Below are 18,436 nucleotides of genomic sequence, written 5' to 3'. Positions count from 1 at the left end.
TTGCTTCATATTATATGGTTAAGTCCTCGATCTATTAGTATTCGTCAGCTCCACATGTCACCATGCTTCCACCTCGAACCTATCAACCTGATCATCTTTCAGGGATCTTACTAGCTTACGCTATGGGAAATCTCATCTTGAGGGGGGCTTCATGCTTAGATGCTTTCAGCACTTATCCCTTCCGCACATAGCTACCCAGCTATGCCCTTGGCAGAACAACTGGTACACCAGCGGTGCGTCCATCCCGGTCCTCTCGTACTAAGGACAGCTCCTCTCAAATTTCCTGCGCCCACGACGGATAGGGACCGAACTGTCTCACGACGTTCTGAACCCAGCTCGCGTACCGCTTTAATGGGCGAACAGCCCAACCCTTGGGACCGACTACAGCCCCAGGATGCGATGAGCCGACATCGAGGTGCCAAACCTCCCCGTCGATGTGGACTCTTGGGGGAGATAAGCCTGTTATCCCCGGGGTAGCTTTTATCCGTTGAGCGATGGCCCTTCCATGCGGAACCACCGGATCACTAAGCCCGACTTTCGTCCCTGCTCGACTTGTAGGTCTCGCAGTCAAGCTCCCTTATGCCTTTGCACTCTACGAATGATTTCCAACCATTCTGAGGGAACCTTTGGGCGCCTCCGTTACACTTTAGGAGGCGACCGCCCCAGTCAAACTGCCCACCTGACACTGTCTCCCGGGTCGATAAGACCCGTAGGTTAGAATTTCAATACAGTCAGGGCGGTATCCCACCAGCGCCTCCACCGAAGCTAGCGCTCCGGTTTCAATGGCTCCCGCCTATCCTGTACAAACTGTACCAAAATTCAATATCAGGCTACAGTAAAGCTCCACGGGGTCTTTCCGTCCTGTCGCGGGTAACCTGCATCTTCACAGGTACTATAATTTCACCGAGTCTCTGGTTGAGACAGTGCCCAAATCGTTACACCTTTCGTGCGGGTCGGAACTTACCCGACAAGGAATTTCGCTACCTTAGGACCGTTATAGTTACGGCCGCCGTTTACTGGGGCTTCAGTTCAGAGCTTCGCTTACGCTAACCCCTCTCCTTAACCTTCCAGCACCGGGCAGGTGTCAGCCCCTATACTTCGCCTTACGGCTTCGCAGAGACCTGTGTTTTTGCTAAACAGTCGCTTGGGCCTATTCACTGCGGCTTTCCGTTAAGAAAGCACCCCTTCTCCCGAAGTTACGGGGTCATTTTGCCGAGTTCCTTAACCAGAGTTCTCTCGCACACCTTAGGATTCTCTCCTCGCCTACCTGTGTCGGTTTGCGGTACAGGCACCTTTTATCTCGCTAGAAGCTTTTCTTGGCAGCGGGGAATCAAAGACTTCGCTCCATAAGGAGCTTCCCCATCACAGCTCAGCCTTYACGATAAGCGGATTTGCCTACTTATCAGCCTAACTGCTTGGACGTGCACAACCAATCGCACGCTTCTTCTATCCTTCTGCGTCCCTCCATTGCTCAAACGATAAAGAGGTGGTACAGGAATATCAACCTGTTGTCCATCGCCTACGCCTGTCGGCCTCGGCTTAGGTCCTGACTAACCCTGAGCGGACGAGCCTTCCTCAGGAAACCTTAGGCATTCGGTGGACGGGATTCTCACCCGTCTTTCGCTACTCATACCGGCATTCTCACTTCTAAGCGCTCCACCAGTCCTTCCGGTCTGACTTCACTGCACTTAGAACGCTCCCCTACCACTGATACCATTGGTATCAATTCGCAGCTTCGGTGGTGTATTTAGCCCCGGTACATTTTCGGCGCAGAGTCACTCGACTAGTGAGCTATTACGCACTCTTTAAATGGTGGCTGCTTCTGAGCCAACATCCTAGTTGTCTAAGCAACTCCACATCCTTTTCCACTTAATACACACTTTGGGACCTTAGCTGGCGATCTGGGCTGTTTCCCTCTTGACTACGGATCTTATCACTCGCAGTCTGACTCCTAAGGATAAGTCATTGGCATTCGGAGTTTGACTGAATTCGGTAATCCGATGAGGACCCCTAGTTCAATCAGTGCTCTACCTCCAAGACTCTTACACTTAAGGCTAGCCCTAAAGCTATTTCGGGGAGAACCAGCTATCTCCAGGTTCGATTGGAATTTCTCCGCTACCCACACCTCATCCCCGCACTTTTCAACGTGCGTGGGTTCGGGCCTCCATTCAGTGTTACCTGAACTTCACCCTGGACATGGGTAGATCACCTGGTTTCGGGTCTACGACCACGTACTAAACGCCCTATTCAGACTCGCTTTCGCTGCGGCTCCGYCTCTTCARCTTAACCTYGCACGGGATCGTAACTCGCCGGTTCATTCTACAAAAGGCACGCCATCACCCATTAACGGGCTCTGACTATTTGTAGGCACACGGTTTCAGGATCTCTTTCACTCCCCTTCCGGGGTGCTTTTCACCTTTCCCTCACGGTACTGGTTCACTATCGATCACTAGGGAGTATTTAGCCTTGGGAGATGGTCCTCCCAGATTCCGACGGAATTTCACGTGTTCCGCCGTACTCAGGATACATTCAAGAGAGAACGAAGTTTCGACTACGGGGTTATTACCCTCTGTGACGGACCTTTCCAGGTCGCTTCGTCTACCTCGTTCCTTTGTAACTCCGTATAGAATGTCCTACAACCCCAAGAGGCAAGCCTCTTGGTTTGGGCTAGATTCCGTTTCGCTCAGTGGGTTTCCCCATTCGGAAATCTTCGGATCAAAGCTTACTTACAGCTCCCCGAAGCATATCGGCGTTAGTCCCGTCCTTCATCGACTCCTAGTGTCAAGGCATCCACCGTGCGCCCTTTCTAACTTAACCAAACTAAAATTAAAAAATATGAGCTACACTGTTATCTAGTTTTCAAAGAACATACCATTTGCTATATAAAATAGCTTTTTGGTGGAGCCTAGCGGGATCGAACCGCTGACCTCCTGCGTGCAAGGCAGGCGCTCTCCGTTCATCAATTCTCCATAGAAAGGAGGTGATCCAGCCGCACCTTCCGATACGGCTACCTTGTTACGACTTCACCCCAATCATCTGTCCCACCTTAGGCGGCTGGCTCCATAAAGGTTACCCCACCGACTTCGGGTGTTACAAACTCTCGTGGTGTGACGGGCGGTGTGTACAAGGCCCGGGAACGTATTCACCGCGGCATGCTGATCCGCGATTACTAGCGATTCCAGCTTCATGTAGGCGAGTTGCAGCCTACAATCCGAACTGAGAACGGTTTTATGAGATTAGCTCCACCTCGCGGTCTTGCAGCTCTTTGTACCGTCCATTGTAGCACGTGTGTAGCCCAGGTCATAAGGGGCATGATGATTTGACGTCATCCCCACCTTCCTCCGGTTTGTCACCGGCAGTCACCTTAGAGTGCCCAACTTAATGATGGCAACTAAGATCAAGGGTTGCGCTCGTTGCGGGACTTAACCCAACATCTCACGACACGAGCTGACGACAACCATGCACCACCTGTCACTCTGCTCCCGAAGGAGAAGCTCTATCTCTAGAGTTTTCAGAGGATGTCAAGACCTGGTAAGGTTCTTCGCGTTGCTTCGAATTAAACCACATGCTCCACCGCTTGTGCGGGCCCCCGTCAATTCCTTTGAGTTTCAGCCTTGCGGCCGTACTCCCCAGGCGGAGTGCTTAATGCGTTAACTTCAGCACTAAAGGGCGGAAACCCTCTAACACTTAGCACTCATCGTTTACGGCGTGGACTACCAGGGTATCTAATCCTGTTTGCTCCCCACGCTTTCGCGCCTCAGTGTCAGTTACAGACCAGAAAGTCGCCTTCGCCACTGGTGTTCCTCCATATCTCTACGCATTTCACCGCTACACATGGAATTCCACTTTCCTCTTCTGCACTCAAGTCTCCCAGTTTCCAATGACCCTCCACGGTTGAGCCGTGGGCTTTCACATCAGACTTAAGAAACCACCTGCGCGCGCTTTACGCCCAATAATTCCGGATAACGCTTGCCACCTACGTATTACCGCGGCTGCTGGCACGTAGTTAGCCGTGGCTTTCTGGTTAGGTACCGTCAAGGTGCCARCTTATTCAACTAGCACTTGTTCTTCCCTAACAACAGAGTTTTACGACCCGAAAGCCTTCATCACTCACGCGGCGTTGCTCCGTCAGACTTTCGTCCATTGCGGAAGATTCCCTACTGCTGCCTCCCGTAGAAGCCGCCTTTCAATTTCGAACTATGCAGTTCAAAATATTATCCGGTATTAGCCCCGGTTTCCCGGAGTTATCCCAGTCTTATGGGTAGGTTACCCACGTGTTACTCACCCGTCCGCCGCTAACTTCATAAGAGCAAGCTCTTAATCCATTCGCTCGACTTGCATGTATTAGGCACGCCGCCAGCGTTCATCCTGAGCCAGGATCAAACTCTCCAATAAAGTTAGTTTGTCTAGCATCTAAAAATAAAAATTGACGTTCACGTTGTTTGTTTCGTTCAGTTTTCAAAGAACTACTTGGTCGCTCATTTGCGACTTCCTTATGTTAACATCTTCATTTTTCGATGTCAACTAAGTTTTTCAATTTCTTTTTTGCCGTTTTCTGCGTTTCTGCATCAGCGACGTTTATTAATTTATCATATACTTATTCTTAACGTCAATACTTTTTAATAAAAAATTCTTTTTCTTACATAACGAATACATTCTTCCCTATTAGCAACTCTCCGAAATAAACAAAAAATGATTTTATACCTTTCTTCCATCGCCTTTTTTACAACGCTATGTATACGCTCATCTTCAAAATCAAATAAAAGTTCCTCTAACTCTCTCTTCAGTATGTATTCCATTTCTTTTTTCTCTTCCTTCGTCAACATAATCCCAAGCAAATTATCACCCCAATAACTCCTTACGTGTGCCTATAAACGCCCCACTCATTTTCAATTATTAATAATGTATCATCAAAAAACAAAATTCTATCACTCATTATATCCACCACTTACGATATTAATCCCTTGTTCTCTTTTTTTAATTTAAAGCATATATGTAACTGAAAAGGATTGGACAAAGGGGCGTAATATTATGTTTTTCTTTTTTATTACGAGTAAAAGAACATTTAAACACATTAGCTTAATAATCGTACTTTCCTTATTTACAGCATGGCTACTCTTTTTAAAAACATATTCACATGAATCTGCTTTTTCAACTGCTACTGGCCCTAAAGTGATTTACAAAGGGGACACTGCAAAAAAACAAGTTGCATTCACGTTTGACATTAGTTGGGGGGACAAAAAAGCTATTCCAATCCTTAATACACTCAAAGAAAGAGAAATTAAGAATGCAACCTTCTTTCTCTCTGCTGCATGGGCTGAAAGACACCCTGATATTGTCGAACGCATCATGAAAGATGGACATGAGATTGGTAGTATGGGCTATAATTACACATCCTACAATTCACTAGAAGCAAATGAAATACGACGAGATCTTTTGCGGGCACAAGATGTTTTTACGAAACTTGGCGTAAAACAAGTCAAGCTATTACGTCCACCTAGTGGCGATTTTAACAAAACAACTCTTAAAATAGCGGAATCACTCGGATACACCATCGTTCATTGGAGTAACAATTCAAATGACTGGAAAAATCCCGGCGTAAATAAAATCATTTCCACAGTCTCTAGCAATTTAAAGGGTGGAGATATCGTCTTATTACATGCTTCTGATTCTGCCCTTCAAACAAATAAGGCTTTACCATTACTCTTACAAAAATTAAAGAGCGACGGATATGAACAAACATCTGTATCACAACTTATTTCCAACACAAGTACAAAAAGTGAAGATATTAAGTAGTTCCTTTCTACACGGTTCTTCACACATAAAAAGCTCTGCTATCTTTTGTTAAGATAGCAGAGCTTTTTTATACTAGCATTTACAGACGATAAGAATCTGGATAATTAAAAATCCACTCTCCTCATTAAGCTGACTTACTCTTTTGTCCAATTAAACGATGCAATACAAGTAACTGATATGAATTACATAATAGAAGTGGTATCACCATTAAATATAACCAATCTGTATCATTAATCCGGAGCGCTGGTACCCATTCAAGAATTGTTACAACGACCATAAAGAACAGAGCGGGAACAAATGCTTTTTTATTCGTTTCTTTACTCTTTATATAAGCGACAATTGCCCCAAACACAAATAACATCCCAGCAACAAGTATGTTATTCCCTAATGAAACTTCCCCATTTGCAACAAGTACTGACCTTAAATAAACGAAATCAAACAATACGAACGCAATAAAGAACAGTTGCACTGTATTCCATAAAGAAGATGACCGAAACATCCCTAATCCAAAACGATGGATCGTTAAATACGCAAAGAACCCCATTTGACTTATAACACTAAAAATAAATCCTACGCCCATCAACCAAAAGGAAATTGCTAAAATCTCTTTTCCGTCGAAATTTTGAAAAAATTTAGCGTACTTGTCCCACTCTAAAATAAAACCAATAAAGACTGTGCTAATCCCACCAAGAAACAACGTCGTAAAAAATAGTCGTACCCACTTGCGGCTATTCACAACACATCCCCCATTATTCTTATATTTCTAATTAAATTGTAACAATGACAATTTCAAAAAGCTAGTCATGTTAATGTATAAATTCCTTAAAGAGATTTATATTAAAAAAAGAGAACTTTGCTGAAAGGAGCTCCAACTTATGAAACGGATGCTGCTCGTTTTGATTTCTTCTTTTCTATTTATAGCACTAGCGGCATGTGCACAAGAAAAAGAAGCAAAATCCGAACTTGATTATGATCAAACAAAAAAAATGATTGTTGATATTTTAAAAACCGATCAAGGAAAAAAAGCGATCCAAGATGTATTAACTGATGAAAAAATGAAACAAGCACTCATACTAGATGAAACAGTAGTAAAGAAAACGATTGAAGATGCACTGGTATCTGAAAAAGGGCAACAATTCTGGGAAAAGCTCTTTAAAGACCCTGAGTTCTCATCGAAATTTGCTAAAAGTATGGGAAAAGAACAAACAAACTTAATGAAAACTTTACTAAAAGATCCTGAATACCAATCAGGTGTTATAGAGATTATGAAAAATCCTGAAGTAGAGAAAATTATGTTACAAACAATGAAGAGTAAAGAATATCGTCAATATTTACAGCAAGTACTAACTGAAACTGCCGAAAGTCCACTCTTCCAAGCTAAGATGATTGACATCATTAGTAAAGGTGTACAAAAAGCCGAAAAAGGTGGATCTGATAAGAAAGGCGCAGGTGGTGAAGGCGGTTCCCAAGATGGGAACAAAGAACAATAATAAAAATTATAGTAATGAGTGGACAATGTATATATTGTCCACTCATTACTACTTTATTTTTGCGCGACAGCTGTTTTATCAATAACTGTCTCAGCTATCGTACGATAAATGAGACCCGTTGTATGTGTATCTTCATATACTGACGGCGCAAAGTCCTCTTTATTCCAATCAGGTTGTTGAAGTGGAATTCGGCCAAGTACATCCGTTTGGAGTTCCGTAGCCAATTTATCTCCTCCACCTCTTCCAAACACATACTCTTTTTCACCAGTTGCTTTACTTTCAAAATACGCCATATTTTCAACAACACCAAGAATACTATGTTCTGTACGTAAAGCCATGGCTCCAGCACGCGCTGCTACAAATGCCGCTGTTGGATGCGGCGTTGTTACAATAATCTCTTTACAAGCCGGCAACATCGAATGTACATCTAGAGCAACATCACCCGTGCCTGGTGGTAGGTCCAATACTAAGTAATCTAAATCACCCCACTCTACTTCTGTGAAAAAGTGATTTAACATTTTCCCAAGCATCGGTCCTCTCCAAATAACAGGTGCGTTATCTTCTACAAAGAATCCCATTGAGATTACTTTCACGCCTAGACGCTCCACTGGTATTATCTTATCACCTCTTACGATTGGACGTTTTTCTATACCCATCATATCCGGTACACTAAAACCGTAAATATCCGCGTCAATGATACCAACCTTTTTGCCTAAACGAGCTAAAGCAATTGCAAGGTTAACAGAAACAGTTGATTTTCCTACTCCACCTTTTCCACTTGCCACTGCTAAAAATGTTGTATTTGAGTTCGGTGATAATAAGGATTCACTTTTCTCTTCCTCTTGCGGTGGTGCAAACTGAGCTAATTCCTCTTCTGTAAATTCTGCAAAACGAAGTCCAACTGTTGTTGCTCCAAGTTCTTTTACTAACTTTACAATTCCAGACTGCAACTGCATTTGTTCCGCTGTACCCGTCTTTACAATTGCAATTTTAACACTTACATGTTCCTTCTCAGGCTTGACTGTCACCTCTTTAATTGCATTTGTTTCTTTTAACGTTTTATGTATAAACGGATCTACAATCCCTTCCAATGCTTCCACTACCTGCTCTTTTGTTACCATAATTAGCCCAGCCCCCTGTATGAAAAATAACGTATTGTTAATTAAATTTATCTCTCTTTATTTTTGAAATAAATGCGTTTACATTTCCAGTATAACATATTTTCGGAAAACTTCGTTAACGAGAGAAACTCGAAAAAATCCTCCTTATTCTGGAGGATTTCCTTTTTCCGTAAAATAACGTAATATACCACGATATATTGCAGCAGCTACTTTTTGTTGGTATTTCTCCGAATTTAACATATATCTTTCATTCACATTCGATAAAAAGCCAGCCTCAATTAAAGCACCTGGTGTTTTGGCATACTTCAATAAATACACGTGAGGAATTGTTTTAGCAGAACGATTCGTATTTTCTAAGCTTGTTCTCAATTCAGCTTGTATAAATTTCGCAGCCCGTTCATTTTCAATCGAAGAACGATAGTAGAACGTTTGTGCGCCCTTAGATCCACTACTAGTTAGGGCATTTAAATGAATACTCGCAAAAAAGTCTACATCAGGCTTATTAATGATCTCAACACGCTTTTTTAAATCCTCTGCTTTACGTCTACTATATGACTTTGTATCTTTATTAGCTAAATCATAATCTCCTTCACGCGTTAAAATAACTAAAGCACCTTGTTCTTGTAAATAATCTTGTACCTTTTTTGTAATCTCAAGTGTAATATCTTTTTCTACAATATCCTTTCCACCAACAGCCCCTCCGTCTGGCCCACCATGCCCAGCATCTAGTACAATCACTTTCCCTGATAAGGGTAAATTCCAAGCTCGCCACGATTTTGTAATTTGAAATTCTTGTTTAACTAAAAAAAACAAAACAACCGCAGCGAGCGCAAAAGAGATAATTCGAATTCTCTTCATACCTTTCCTCCTCCAGCTAGTCCCTCTAATTACTTATATGGGACAAGAGGAAAGTTTATGCTTGTCTTAGTGTAGCTTTAATCGATATCTTCTTTCGCCTTTTTCATACCCTTCCTGCCACCACAAGCCGATAAACTGCTGGCAAGATTCAAAAAGCAATTCCTCGTCTTGCAACTTAATTTCACGTATAGTCATACTCGTTAAAAATTGAAATAACGTTTCAGTTAATTGTTGTTCTTCTTCTAAAGCCCTATATTTCACATCAAAGAATGATTCACCATGATAACCAAATTTACTGTATCTCGCTCCTAATAAATAAGATTCTATCCCTAGTTCAATACAATAATCTTCATACTGACGATGAAGTTCTTGCATCTGAAAGGCATCACGAATATTTAAACGCAATGTTTTTAATGATAATTCTCGCAGCATCTTCCGCTCGTATTTTAACTGCTTTTCTTTTTGTTTTTCTTGTAAGCTGACAATGACATTCATAGTACTTATAAACCTCCCTAATACGTATTAGTCTAAACTTCTAAAGAAGAAGCATACGCGAGGCGGTAGCACTAAAATATTCCAAGCTAAAAAAATTACAAAAGAAGAATTAAACATAAAAAAACCCCAACCAAAATGGTTGGGGTTTGTAGTTCGCAAAAATTAACGTTTTGAGAACTGAGGTGCACGGCGTGCGCCTTTAAGACCGTATTTTTTACGCTCTTTCATACGTGCGTCACGAGTTAATAGACCCGCACGTTTTAATGTTAGACGGTATTCTGGATCAGCTTTTAATAAAGCGCGAGAAATACCGTGACGAATAGCACCAGCTTGACCAGTGTATCCACCACCATTTACGTTTACAAGTACATTGTAGTTACCTAAAGTTTCTGTTGCAACTAGAGGTTGTTTCACTACTTCACGTAATGCAGCAAATGGGATATAGTTTTCAAAATCACGACCGTTAATAATAACGCGTCCTTCGCCTGGAACTAGGCGTACGCGCGCTACTGAACTCTTACGACGTCCAGTGCCATAGTATTGAACCTGTGCCAAAGTAAGCCCTCCTTTAATTAATTATCCGCGAAGTTCGTAAACTTCTGGTTGTTGTGCTTGGTGTGGATGCTCTGCTCCAGCATACACGTTTAATTTCTTAGACACTTGACGTCCTAAACGTCCTTTTGGAAGCATGCCTTTAATTGCAAGCTCTAACATTTGTACAGGGTAGTTTGTACGCATTTCTAGAGCTGTTCTTTGCTTAAGTCCACCTGGGTGGTTAGTGTGACGGTAGTAAATTTTATCGTTTAATTTATTACCTGTTAAATGAATTTTCTCAGCGTTAATAATAATTACATGATCACCCGTGTCAACGTGTGGTGTAAATGTTGGTTTGTGTTTACCACGTAAAATGGATGCTACTTCAGTAGATAGGCGACCTAAAGTTTGACCTTCAGCATCAACCACATACCATTTACGCTCAACTTCGTTAGCTTTTGCCATAAAAGTCGTACGCATGTGTTTCCCTCCTCGTTATCTTTTCCATAGAAAAAATCTATTGTTTATCTTAAACACGATTTCCTTCCGGGGCTAATCGTGGTTTTAGAAACAATACCATATGTTATGATATACTTTTGAGTTTCTAATGTCAAGCAAATGTTACACCAGGATTAGTTGTTATAGTTTACCTGCCATAAGTAAAGTCCATGACCTGGAGCCATCTTTCCAGCAAACTGGCGATTTTGTTTCGCTAAAATCTCTGGAATACTATCCGGATCAAGCTTTCCTTGACCTACGCTAAGTAACGTACCAACAATAATTCTGACCATATTATATAAAAATCCATTACCTACAAAGCGAAAGATTAATTCATCGTCTTGCTCAATTAATTCGATTTCATAAATTGTTCGCACTTTATCTTTTTTGTCAGTTTTTGCCGAACAAAAAGAAGTAAAGTCATGCGTTCCAATAAAATAAGGAATCGCTTTTCTTATAGAGTTTATTTCGAGCGGATATGGATATTGATATACGTAATTTCTACGGAATACATCCGCAGTCTTTGATAATAATACACGATAGCGATATTCTTTTTTCTCGACACCGTAACGTGCATGAAATTCTTCTGTTTTCTTCTCTACCTGCCTGATAATAATATCATCCGGCAACATTGTATTTAAAGCATTACTCCATTGCCACTCTTCAAGAGACAAAGGTGTATCAAAGTGTATCACTTGTCCTTTGGCGTGAACGGTAGAATCCGTTCTGCCTGATGCCTGCACACGAACAAGTTCTCCTTTATGCAACTTCTGCAATGCTTTCTCTATTTCTTGTTGAACAGTCCGATGCTGTGGTTGAATTTGGTAACCACAAAAATGAATGCCATCATATGCAACTGTACATTTTATTCTTTCCATTTCTCTATTCTCCATTACGACCGCACCCATGCCAAAATACAAGCTAAACAAAGTAAGCTTACAATTGTTACTGTATCACTTATTTTCCAGCGTAGTTGCCTAAATTTAGTACGTCCTTCGCCACTTTTATATCCACGAGATTCCATCGCAATCGCTAAGTCCTCTGCACGCTTAAAAGCACTGATAAATAATGGAACGAGTAGTGAGATAATAGCTTTCATCCTATCTTTTATCGGTCCCCCAGCAAAATCAATACCACGTGACGCCTGCGCTTTCATGATTTTACTCGTTTCATCCATTAATGTGGGGATAAATCGAAGAGAAATTGACATCATTAATGCGATTTCATGAACAGGAACTTTCATACGCTTCAACGGCTTTAATAACGTCTCTAAACCATCTGTAATCTCAATTGGTGTCGTTGTTAACGTTAATAATGTCGTCATTAAAATAATAACGAAAAATCGTATAGAAATGTAGATTCCTTGCTCTAATCCTTTTTCATGTATCGAAAACCAACCAAGCTGGACTAGTACTTCCCCTTCTTTATTTGTAAAAATATGCAGGAAAAATGTAAAAAGAAAAATCCATAAAATTGGTTTTAAGCCCGAAAGTACATAACGAATCGGCACTTTTGCAAAAAATAAAGCAATGAGTGCATATAAAAATAAAAATCCATATGAAATCGCATTATTTGCTAAGAAAACAACAAATACATATAAAAAGACAATCAACAGCTTCGTACGAGGATCAAGTTGATGAATGAGTGACTGACCTGGAATATATCTCCCAATAATCAACTGCTGCATGATTCATGACCACCTTTTCGTAACACCTGTACAACTTCATGAGTAAGATCCTCTAAAGATAAGGTAGCCTTCGAAATTGAAATACCAAACTTCTCTTCAATTGCACGTTTATACTTTAAAGACATTGGAAGATCCACACCGATTTGTTCTAATTCATCAGCATATGAAAATACTTCCTCTGCTCTTCCTTGCAAAAAGACCGTTCCTTTATGCATGACCACTATTTGATCTGCATACTTAGCGGCATCCTCCATATTATGGGTAACAAGAATGACTGTAAGCCCCTGTTCCTTATGCAAATTGTAAAACATCTCCATGAGCTCGTGCTGTCCTTTTGGATCAAGCCCTGCTGTAGGTTCATCTAATACAAGCACTTCGGGTTCCATCGCAAGTACGCCTGCTATTGCAACACGCCTCATTTGCCCACCGCTTAATTCAAACGGAGAACGTGCTAATAACTCTATGTCCAATCCAACAAGCTGGATTGCATCTTTCGCCTTTTGTTTTGCCTCTTCTTCAGATACACCAAAATTAGTAGGTCCAAAACAAATGTCCTTTTCAACTGTTTCTTCAAATAGTTGATGTTCTGGAAACTGAAAGACAACCCCTACTTTTTTTCGTAGCGGCTTAAGTTTTTTCTCTTTTTTCCCTGCTGAAATTAAATGTTCACCAATTTGAACCGTACCATTTGTCGGCTGCAATAAACCATTTAAATGTTGAATCATCGTCGACTTACCTGAACCAGTATGACCGATAATGGCATAATAGCCCCCACTTGGAAACGACACGTCTACATCATAAAGTGCGCGTCTTTCAAATGGAGTTTTATATTGATAACGATGTTCTACTTTTTGGAATGTAATCTCCAAAGTTCGTTCACCAAGCTTTCCATTGTAAGATGCGTATTTTGCAAGTGAATTTCATTTCTTTTTAATAATTCTGCTATTTTCACCGAAAAAGGTACATCTAATCCAATCTCTTGGAGCATATGAGAGGATTTGAAAATTTGCTCTGGAGTACCTTCCTCTAATATTTCTCCCTTGTTCAAAATAATAATACGGTCTGACTGTGCCGCTTCTTCTAAATCGTGCGTAATCGATAACACCGTAATACCCTTTTGATCAACAAGTTGTCTGACCGTTTCTACTACTTCACGTCTCCCCTGAGGGTCTAACATTGAAGTTGCTTCATCTAGTATTAAAATAGATGGCTGAAGTGCTAGAACACCTGCTATTGCGACTCGCTGCTTTTGTCCACCAGATAACGAATGGGGTTCTTCATTTAAAAAATCTTCCATACGGACAAGTTGCAGAGCTTGTTCTAGTCTTTCTATCATCTGCTCCCTTGGCATTCCGATGTTCTCTAGGCCGAATACAACGTCATCTTGTACTGTCGTTCCAACAAATTGATTATCTGGATTTTGAAATACCATCCCAATTTGCTTTCGAACATCCCATACTGTTTCCTCTGATAAAATCATTGTATCATTTAAAGTGATTGTCCCTGATTCCGGTAAAAATAAGCCATTCAATAATTTTGCAAGTGTAGACTTCCCTGAACCATTTTGTCCAATAACAGATACCCATTCTCCTTCATATAAGGAAAACGAAACATCTTTTAATGCATAAGAGGCTGCCCCAGGATATTGAAATGATATATTTTCTGTCCGAAGTTTCTCTTTTTTCAATACAAGGCACCCTTTCTTTCGCCAAGTTAGCCTATCTTTTTATACTTAAAAAAAAAGGGCCATGACCAGTTACTTGAAAAGAACTGTCCTGCCCTTTTAATCATCATTATACTAACTCGATAATTACCATTGGTGCTGCGTCTCCGCGACGTGGACCAATTTTTGCAATACGAGTGTATCCGCCTTGGCGCTCAGCATAGCGTGGAGCTACATCAGCGAATAATTTTTGAAGTGCATCTTGACCAGTCTCAGCGTTAGCAACCTCATTACGGATGAAAGCTGCTGCTTGACGACGAGCATGAAGATCTCCGCGTTTACCTAAAGTGATCATTTTTTCCACTACAGAACGAAGTTCTTTTGCACGAGTTTCTGTCGTTTGGATGCGCTCGTTGATAATTAAATCAGTAGCTAAATCACGTAACATAGCTTTACGTTGCGCACTTGTACGGCCTAATTTTCTGTATGCCATTCGTAGTTCCCTCCTTTGTTGATGGGTTTAAATCCTCAGTCGTCTTTACGTAAACCTAAACCTAATTCCTCAAGTTTATGTTTAACTTCTTCTAAGGATTTACGTCCTAAGTTACGAACTTTCATCATATCTTCTTCTGTTTTGTTCGCAAGCTCTTGTACAGTATTAATTCCTGCACGTTTTAGGCAATTATAAGAACGAACAGAAAGATCTAGTTCCTCGATAGTCATCTCAAGAACTTTTTCTTTTTGATCTTCTTCCTTCTCGACCATAATCTCAGCATTTTGTGCTTCGTCAGTTAAACCAACAAAGATATTTAAATGCTCAGTTAAGATTTTGGCACCTAAAGAGATAGCTTCTTTTGGCCCGATGCTTCCATCCGTCCATACATCAAGCGTAAGCTTATCATAATTAGCCACTTGTCCGACACGTGTCTTTTCCACTTGGTAAGTCACACGTGATACTGGAGTATAAATAGAATCAATAGGAATTACTCCTATTGGTTGATCTTCGCTTTTATTTGCATCAGCTGGCGTATACCCACGGCCACGCTTTGCAGTTAAACGCATGCGGAAATGCGCATTTTTTGCTAACGTCGCAATGTGTAAATCTGGATTTAAGATTTCAACATCACTATCGTGAGTAATATCAGCAGCTGTGACAATACCTTCGCCCTGTACATCGATTTCCAACGTCTTCTCTTCTTCAGAGTAGATTTTAAGAGCTAACTTTTTCAAGTTTAAGATCATCGTCGTAACGTCTTCTACTACGCCCTCAACTGTTGAAAATTCGTGTAAAACGCCATCGATTTGGATAGCAGTTACAGCGGCACCAGGGAGTGAGGATAAAAGAATACGACGTAAGGAGTTACCCAAAGTAGTACCATATCCACGCTCAAGCGGTTCAATCACGAATTTGCCATACTTAGCATCTTCGTTAAGTTCAACCGTTTCGATTTTCGGTTTTTCGATTTCAATCATTAACTAAACCCTCCTTCAAAACGTCGAAACCCCGGTTAAACAAAGGAAGAACCTCTGTTTAACCGAAAGTCCCCCTTAGGCAGTTCCCGATTGTGCACAACAAGCGATGTTTCTGTACGAAATTTCTCGATAATGCATCATATCCATTATAGACAAAAGGGAAAATTCTATACAGAAAAATTACACACGACGACGTTTTGGTGGACGACATCCATTATGAGGAACTGGAGTAACATCTCTAATTGCTGTTACTTCTAGACCTGCCGCTTGAAGAGCACGAATTGCAGCTTCACGACCAGCACCAGGACCTTTAACAGTAACCTCTAAAGTTTTTAAACCATGCTCCATTGCAACTTTAGAAGCAGCTTCAGCAGCCATTTGCGCAGCGAATGGAGTAGATTTACGAGATCCACGGAAACCAAGTGCACCAGCACTAGACCAAGAAAGTGCGTTACCATGAGTATCTGTAAGTGTTACGATTGTGTTGTTGAAAGTAGAACGAATATGAGCTATACCAGCTTCAATATTCTTTTTCACACGTTTTTTACGAGTGTTTGTTTTACGTGCCATTGTTAGTTCAACCTCCTTTACTTATTATTTCTTTTTATTTGCTACTGTACGACGTGGACCTTTACGTGTACGAGCATTGTTTTTAGAGTTTTGACCACGAACTGGTAAACCACGACGGTGACGAAGACCACGGTAAGAACCGATCTCCATTAGACGTTTAATATTAAGAGATACTTCACGACGAAGGTCTCCCTCAACTTTAATACGATCGATGATATCACGGATACGTCCTAATTCATCTTCCGATAAATCACGAACTCGTGTTTCCGAAGAAATACCAGCTTCTGTAATAATTTTTTCAGCAGTTGTGCGACCAATGCCGAATACGTAAGTTAAAGAAATAACAACGCGCTTGTCACGAGGAATATCTACACCTGCGATACGTGCCATTCTGAATGCACCTCCTTCTGATTAACCTTGTTTTTGTTTATGTTTAGGGTTTTCACAAATAACCATTACTTTTCCACGTCTACGAATAACTTTACATTTTTCGCAGATTGGTTTAACTGACGGTCTTACTTTCATGTCTCGAACCTCCTTAAAGATTACGGAGTGCTATATTATTTAAAACGGTACGTAATACGACCACGATTTAAATCGTACGGAGATAATTCTACCGTAACTTTGTCTCCTGGTAAAATACGAATGAAGTTCATACGGATTTTACCAGAAACGTGAGCCAATACGACATGCCCATTCTCTAATTCTACTTTGAACATAGCATTTGGCAACGTTTCAAGAACGGTACCTTCGACTTCAATTACATCATCTTTAGCCATTCAATAGTTCTCCCTTCTTCAAATCAGTAACATTTTACACTGCTCTGAAATCCCGGAGAGCCAGCTACTTATAAAGTGGTAAGGATTTCGTATCCTGCTTCTGTAAGAGCAATCGTGTGCTCAAAATGGGCACACCATTTACCATCTACCGTTACCACTGTCCAGTCATCAGATAGTGTTTTTACATATCGTCTTCCTTGATTCACCATCGGCTCAACACAGATGACCATTCCCGGCTTTAATCTAGGGCCTCTATTTGGTGGACCATAGTGCGGGATTTGAGGGTCCTCATGTAAGTCTTGCCCGATTCCGTGACCAACATACTCCCTAACGATCGAGAACCCATTCTCTTCAGCATGTGTTTGAACCACATGCGAGATATTTGATAATCTTTCGCCTGGTTTTACTTGTTCTAGACCAAGATACAACGATTTTTCTGTGACATCAAGTAGCTTTTGAACAGATTCAGAAATGTTTCCAACTGGATACGTCCATGCAGAATCTCCATGGTACCCATTGTATTTCGCACCAATATCGATACTGATGATATCGCCCTCTTCGAGCTTACGCTTCCCTGGAATCCCGTGTACAAGCTCTTCATTTACAGAAGCACAAATGCTCCCCGGAAATCCGTTGTATCCTTTAAAAGATGGCGTAGCACCATATTTTCGAATCGTCTTTTCCGCTATTTGATCGAGCTCTTTCGTTGTAATTCCTGGAGTAATATGTTGTTTCAACTCTTGATGAGTTAAAGCAACGATCCTGCCAGCTTCTCGCATGATTTCTATCTCGCGAGGAGTTTTGCAGATGATCATTACGCTAAGTCTCCGATGAGAACATCGATATCAGCAAATACTTTATTGATACCTTGCTCACCATTAATGCTTTGTAAGTAGCCAAGCTCCTCGTAGAAATCAAGCAAAGGTTTTGTTTGCTTAATATTTACATCTAAACGATTTGCTACAGTTTCTTCATTGTCATCAGAGCGTTGATATAATTCGCCACCACATTTATCGCACACATCAGCTTTTGCTGGCGGATTGAATTCTAAGTGGTAAGTCGCACCGCATTCTTTACAAATGCGACGGCCTGTAAGGCGTGTTAATAACAACCCTGAATCCACATTAATGTTTAAAACATAGTCGATTTTTTTGCCAAGATCTTTCATAATCTCTTCAAGAGCTGATGCTTGTGCAACAGTTCGTGGGAAACCATCTAATAAGAAGCCTTTAATACAGTCTTCTTGGCTTAAACGTTCACGAACAATTCCAATTGTAACTTCATCTGGGACAAGCGCACCTTTATCAATAAAAGATTTTGCTTGTAAACCAAGTTCAGTTTCAGCCTTCATAGCTGCACGGAACATATCTCCTGTTGAGATGTGAGGGATGTTATACTTGGCAACAATCTGTTCGGCTTGTGTACCTTTACCAGCACCAGGAAGCCCCATTAAAATCAAGTTCATCCTTGTT

The 18,436-nt window shown here is 41.1% G+C and carries 21 protein-coding genes and 2 rRNA genes; 2 read left to right on the top strand and 21 right to left on the bottom strand.

What is annotated here, in order from left to right; all coding sequences use genetic code 11:
- Nucleotides 1-14: 14 nt before the first annotated feature.
- The 3 genes from AC1DKZ_RS27670 to AC1DKZ_RS27660 all read right to left on the bottom strand — a co-directional run bounded on the left by AC1DKZ_RS27670 (nt 15) and on the right by AC1DKZ_RS27660 (nt 4,838).
- Nucleotides 15-2,817, bottom strand: a 23S ribosomal RNA gene (locus AC1DKZ_RS27670).
- Between the two features lie 156 nt (nt 2,818-2,973).
- A 16S ribosomal RNA gene (locus AC1DKZ_RS27665) occupies nt 2,974-4,395 on the bottom strand.
- Together the 16S and 23S rRNA genes form the textbook arrangement of a ribosomal RNA operon.
- A gap of 224 nt (nt 4,396-4,619) precedes the next feature.
- Nucleotides 4,620-4,838, bottom strand: a complete 219-nt coding sequence (locus AC1DKZ_RS27660; RefSeq protein ID WP_002139933.1) for a hypothetical protein — start codon at nt 4,836-4,838, stop codon at nt 4,620-4,622.
- A gap of 193 nt (nt 4,839-5,031) precedes the next feature.
- Here AC1DKZ_RS27660 and pdaB point away from each other — a divergent pair, with 193 nt between their 5' ends.
- The gene (gene pdaB / locus AC1DKZ_RS27655; protein ID WP_113938444.1) at nt 5,032-5,796 is read left to right on the top strand and encodes a polysaccharide deacetylase family sporulation protein PdaB; all 765 of its coding nucleotides are present in this window, start codon (nt 5,032-5,034) and stop codon (nt 5,794-5,796) included.
- 124 nt (nt 5,797-5,920) lie between these two features.
- On the opposite strand, the gene kbaA is transcribed toward pdaB, so the two are convergent.
- Nucleotides 5,921-6,532, bottom strand: coding sequence for a KinB signaling pathway activation protein KbaA (gene kbaA / locus AC1DKZ_RS27650; RefSeq protein WP_431183323.1), 612 nt, complete (start codon nt 6,530-6,532; stop codon nt 5,921-5,923).
- A gap of 139 nt (nt 6,533-6,671) precedes the next feature.
- Between kbaA and gerD the strand changes: the two genes are divergently transcribed.
- A complete protein-coding gene (gene gerD / locus AC1DKZ_RS27645; RefSeq protein WP_002009716.1) occupies nt 6,672-7,286 on the top strand; it encodes a spore germination lipoprotein GerD in 615 nt (204 codons plus the stop codon).
- A gap of 53 nt (nt 7,287-7,339) precedes the next feature.
- Here gerD and AC1DKZ_RS27640 read toward each other — a convergent pair whose 3' ends face one another.
- The 17 genes from AC1DKZ_RS27640 to AC1DKZ_RS27560 all read right to left on the bottom strand — a co-directional run bounded on the left by AC1DKZ_RS27640 (nt 7,340) and on the right by AC1DKZ_RS27560 (nt 18,429).
- The gene (locus tag AC1DKZ_RS27640; protein ID WP_113938445.1) at nt 7,340-8,407 is read right to left on the bottom strand and encodes an Mrp/NBP35 family ATP-binding protein; all 1,068 of its coding nucleotides are present in this window, start codon (nt 8,405-8,407) and stop codon (nt 7,340-7,342) included.
- A 144-nt stretch (nt 8,408-8,551) separates the two neighbouring features.
- Nucleotides 8,552-9,265 (bottom strand): N-acetylmuramoyl-L-alanine amidase CwlD, encoded by a 714-nt coding sequence (cwlD, locus tag AC1DKZ_RS27635; RefSeq protein WP_002009721.1) that lies wholly within the window; start codon nt 9,263-9,265, stop codon nt 8,552-8,554.
- Between the two features lie 66 nt (nt 9,266-9,331).
- Nucleotides 9,332-9,760: a DUF2521 family protein gene (locus tag AC1DKZ_RS27630; RefSeq protein ID WP_002029335.1), complete on the bottom strand. Its 429-nt coding sequence runs from the start codon at nt 9,758-9,760 to the stop codon at nt 9,332-9,334.
- Nucleotides 9,761-9,922: 162 nt separating this feature from the next.
- Nucleotides 9,923-10,315 carry a 30S ribosomal protein S9 gene (gene rpsI / locus AC1DKZ_RS27625; protein WP_002009728.1) on the bottom strand — a complete coding sequence of 131 codons (393 nt, stop codon included), beginning with the start codon at nt 10,313-10,315 and terminating at the stop codon, nt 9,923-9,925.
- A 21-nt stretch (nt 10,316-10,336) separates the two neighbouring features.
- Nucleotides 10,337-10,774: a 50S ribosomal protein L13 gene (gene rplM / locus AC1DKZ_RS27620; RefSeq protein ID WP_002029337.1), complete on the bottom strand. Its 438-nt coding sequence runs from the start codon at nt 10,772-10,774 to the stop codon at nt 10,337-10,339.
- 152 nt (nt 10,775-10,926) lie between these two features.
- Nucleotides 10,927-11,670, bottom strand: coding sequence for a tRNA pseudouridine(38-40) synthase TruA (gene truA, locus AC1DKZ_RS27615; protein WP_002124694.1), 744 nt, complete (start codon nt 11,668-11,670; stop codon nt 10,927-10,929).
- Nucleotides 11,671-11,684: 14 nt separating this feature from the next.
- Nucleotides 11,685-12,479, bottom strand: a complete 795-nt coding sequence (locus tag AC1DKZ_RS27610) for an energy-coupling factor transporter transmembrane component T family protein (protein ID WP_219300672.1) — start codon at nt 12,477-12,479, stop codon at nt 11,685-11,687.
- On the bottom strand, nt 12,467-13,348 hold the full coding sequence (locus AC1DKZ_RS27605; RefSeq protein ID WP_002124690.1) for an energy-coupling factor ABC transporter ATP-binding protein: 882 nt from the start codon (nt 13,346-13,348) through the stop codon (nt 12,467-12,469). The genes AC1DKZ_RS27610 and AC1DKZ_RS27605 overlap by 13 nt, the downstream gene beginning before the upstream one ends.
- The gene (locus AC1DKZ_RS27600; RefSeq protein WP_219300676.1) at nt 13,324-14,166 is read right to left on the bottom strand and encodes an energy-coupling factor ABC transporter ATP-binding protein; all 843 of its coding nucleotides are present in this window, start codon (nt 14,164-14,166) and stop codon (nt 13,324-13,326) included. Before AC1DKZ_RS27600 ends, AC1DKZ_RS27605 begins: the two co-directional genes overlap by 25 nt.
- Nucleotides 14,167-14,272: 106 nt before the next feature.
- Entirely contained in the window at nt 14,273-14,635 is a 363-nt protein-coding gene (gene rplQ / locus AC1DKZ_RS27595; RefSeq protein WP_000331490.1) for a 50S ribosomal protein L17, read from the bottom strand.
- 35 nt (nt 14,636-14,670) lie between these two features.
- Nucleotides 14,671-15,615 (bottom strand): DNA-directed RNA polymerase subunit alpha, encoded by a 945-nt coding sequence (locus AC1DKZ_RS27590; RefSeq protein WP_002009743.1) that lies wholly within the window; start codon nt 15,613-15,615, stop codon nt 14,671-14,673.
- A gap of 180 nt (nt 15,616-15,795) precedes the next feature.
- On the bottom strand, nt 15,796-16,185 hold the full coding sequence (gene rpsK, locus AC1DKZ_RS27585; RefSeq protein WP_002009745.1) for a 30S ribosomal protein S11: 390 nt from the start codon (nt 16,183-16,185) through the stop codon (nt 15,796-15,798).
- Nucleotides 16,186-16,209: 24 nt separating this feature from the next.
- Nucleotides 16,210-16,575, bottom strand: coding sequence for a 30S ribosomal protein S13 (gene rpsM, locus AC1DKZ_RS27580; RefSeq protein WP_002063431.1), 366 nt, complete (start codon nt 16,573-16,575; stop codon nt 16,210-16,212).
- 21 nt (nt 16,576-16,596) lie between these two features.
- The gene (gene rpmJ / locus AC1DKZ_RS27575; RefSeq protein WP_000868344.1) at nt 16,597-16,710 is read right to left on the bottom strand and encodes a 50S ribosomal protein L36; all 114 of its coding nucleotides are present in this window, start codon (nt 16,708-16,710) and stop codon (nt 16,597-16,599) included.
- Nucleotides 16,711-16,745: 35 nt separating this feature from the next.
- Nucleotides 16,746-16,964: a translation initiation factor IF-1 gene (infA, locus tag AC1DKZ_RS27570; protein WP_001029884.1), complete on the bottom strand. Its 219-nt coding sequence runs from the start codon at nt 16,962-16,964 to the stop codon at nt 16,746-16,748.
- Between the two features lie 68 nt (nt 16,965-17,032).
- A complete protein-coding gene (gene map / locus AC1DKZ_RS27565; protein WP_113938447.1) occupies nt 17,033-17,779 on the bottom strand; it encodes a type I methionyl aminopeptidase in 747 nt (248 codons plus the stop codon).
- On the bottom strand, nt 17,779-18,429 hold the full coding sequence (locus tag AC1DKZ_RS27560; protein WP_113938448.1) for an adenylate kinase: 651 nt from the start codon (nt 18,427-18,429) through the stop codon (nt 17,779-17,781). The genes map and AC1DKZ_RS27560 overlap by 1 nt, the downstream gene beginning before the upstream one ends.
- Nucleotides 18,430-18,436 lie beyond the last annotated feature (7 nt).

It is taken from the genome of Bacillus sp. 05T21 (assembly GCF_056396785.1).
Note: the sequence above shows the minus strand (reverse complement) of the source record. Positions and strands in the feature narration are given on the sequence as shown.

What these genes read in the sequence shown, in the direction of transcription:
- gerD (WP_002009716.1), top strand. Translation starts at nt 6,672, where the DNA reads ATGAAACGGATGCTGCTCGTTTTGATTTCTTCTTTTCTATTTATAGCA.
- infA (WP_001029884.1), bottom strand. Translation starts at nt 16,964, where the DNA reads ATGGCTAAAGATGATGTAATTGAAGTCGAAGGTACCGTTCTTGAAACG.
- rpmJ (WP_000868344.1), bottom strand. Translation starts at nt 16,710, where the DNA reads ATGAAAGTAAGACCGTCAGTTAAACCAATCTGCGAAAAATGTAAAGTT.
- rpsK (WP_002009745.1), bottom strand. Translation starts at nt 16,185, where the DNA reads ATGGCACGTAAAACAAACACTCGTAAAAAACGTGTGAAAAAGAATATT.
- rplM (WP_002029337.1), bottom strand. Translation starts at nt 10,774, where the DNA reads ATGCGTACGACTTTTATGGCAAAAGCTAACGAAGTTGAGCGTAAATGG.
- map (WP_113938447.1), bottom strand. Translation starts at nt 17,779, where the DNA reads ATGATCATCTGCAAAACTCCTCGCGAGATAGAAATCATGCGAGAAGCT.
- cwlD (WP_002009721.1), bottom strand. Translation starts at nt 9,265, where the DNA reads ATGAAGAGAATTCGAATTATCTCTTTTGCGCTCGCTGCGGTTGTTTTG.
- rpsM (WP_002063431.1), bottom strand. Translation starts at nt 16,575, where the DNA reads ATGGCACGTATCGCAGGTGTAGATATTCCTCGTGACAAGCGCGTTGTT.
- truA (WP_002124694.1), bottom strand. Translation starts at nt 11,670, where the DNA reads ATGGAAAGAATAAAATGTACAGTTGCATATGATGGCATTCATTTTTGT.
- rplQ (WP_000331490.1), bottom strand. Translation starts at nt 14,635, where the DNA reads ATGGCATACAGAAAATTAGGCCGTACAAGTGCGCAACGTAAAGCTATG.
- AC1DKZ_RS27560 (WP_113938448.1), bottom strand. Translation starts at nt 18,429, where the DNA reads ATGAACTTGATTTTAATGGGGCTTCCTGGTGCTGGTAAAGGTACACAA.
- AC1DKZ_RS27610 (WP_219300672.1), bottom strand. Translation starts at nt 12,479, where the DNA reads ATGCAGCAGTTGATTATTGGGAGATATATTCCAGGTCAGTCACTCATT.
- AC1DKZ_RS27640 (WP_113938445.1), bottom strand. Translation starts at nt 8,407, where the DNA reads ATGGTAACAAAAGAGCAGGTAGTGGAAGCATTGGAAGGGATTGTAGAT.
- AC1DKZ_RS27590 (WP_002009743.1), bottom strand. Translation starts at nt 15,615, where the DNA reads ATGATTGAAATCGAAAAACCGAAAATCGAAACGGTTGAACTTAACGAA.
- AC1DKZ_RS27630 (WP_002029335.1), bottom strand. Translation starts at nt 9,760, where the DNA reads ATGAATGTCATTGTCAGCTTACAAGAAAAACAAAAAGAAAAGCAGTTA.
- pdaB (WP_113938444.1), top strand. Translation starts at nt 5,032, where the DNA reads ATGTTTTTCTTTTTTATTACGAGTAAAAGAACATTTAAACACATTAGC.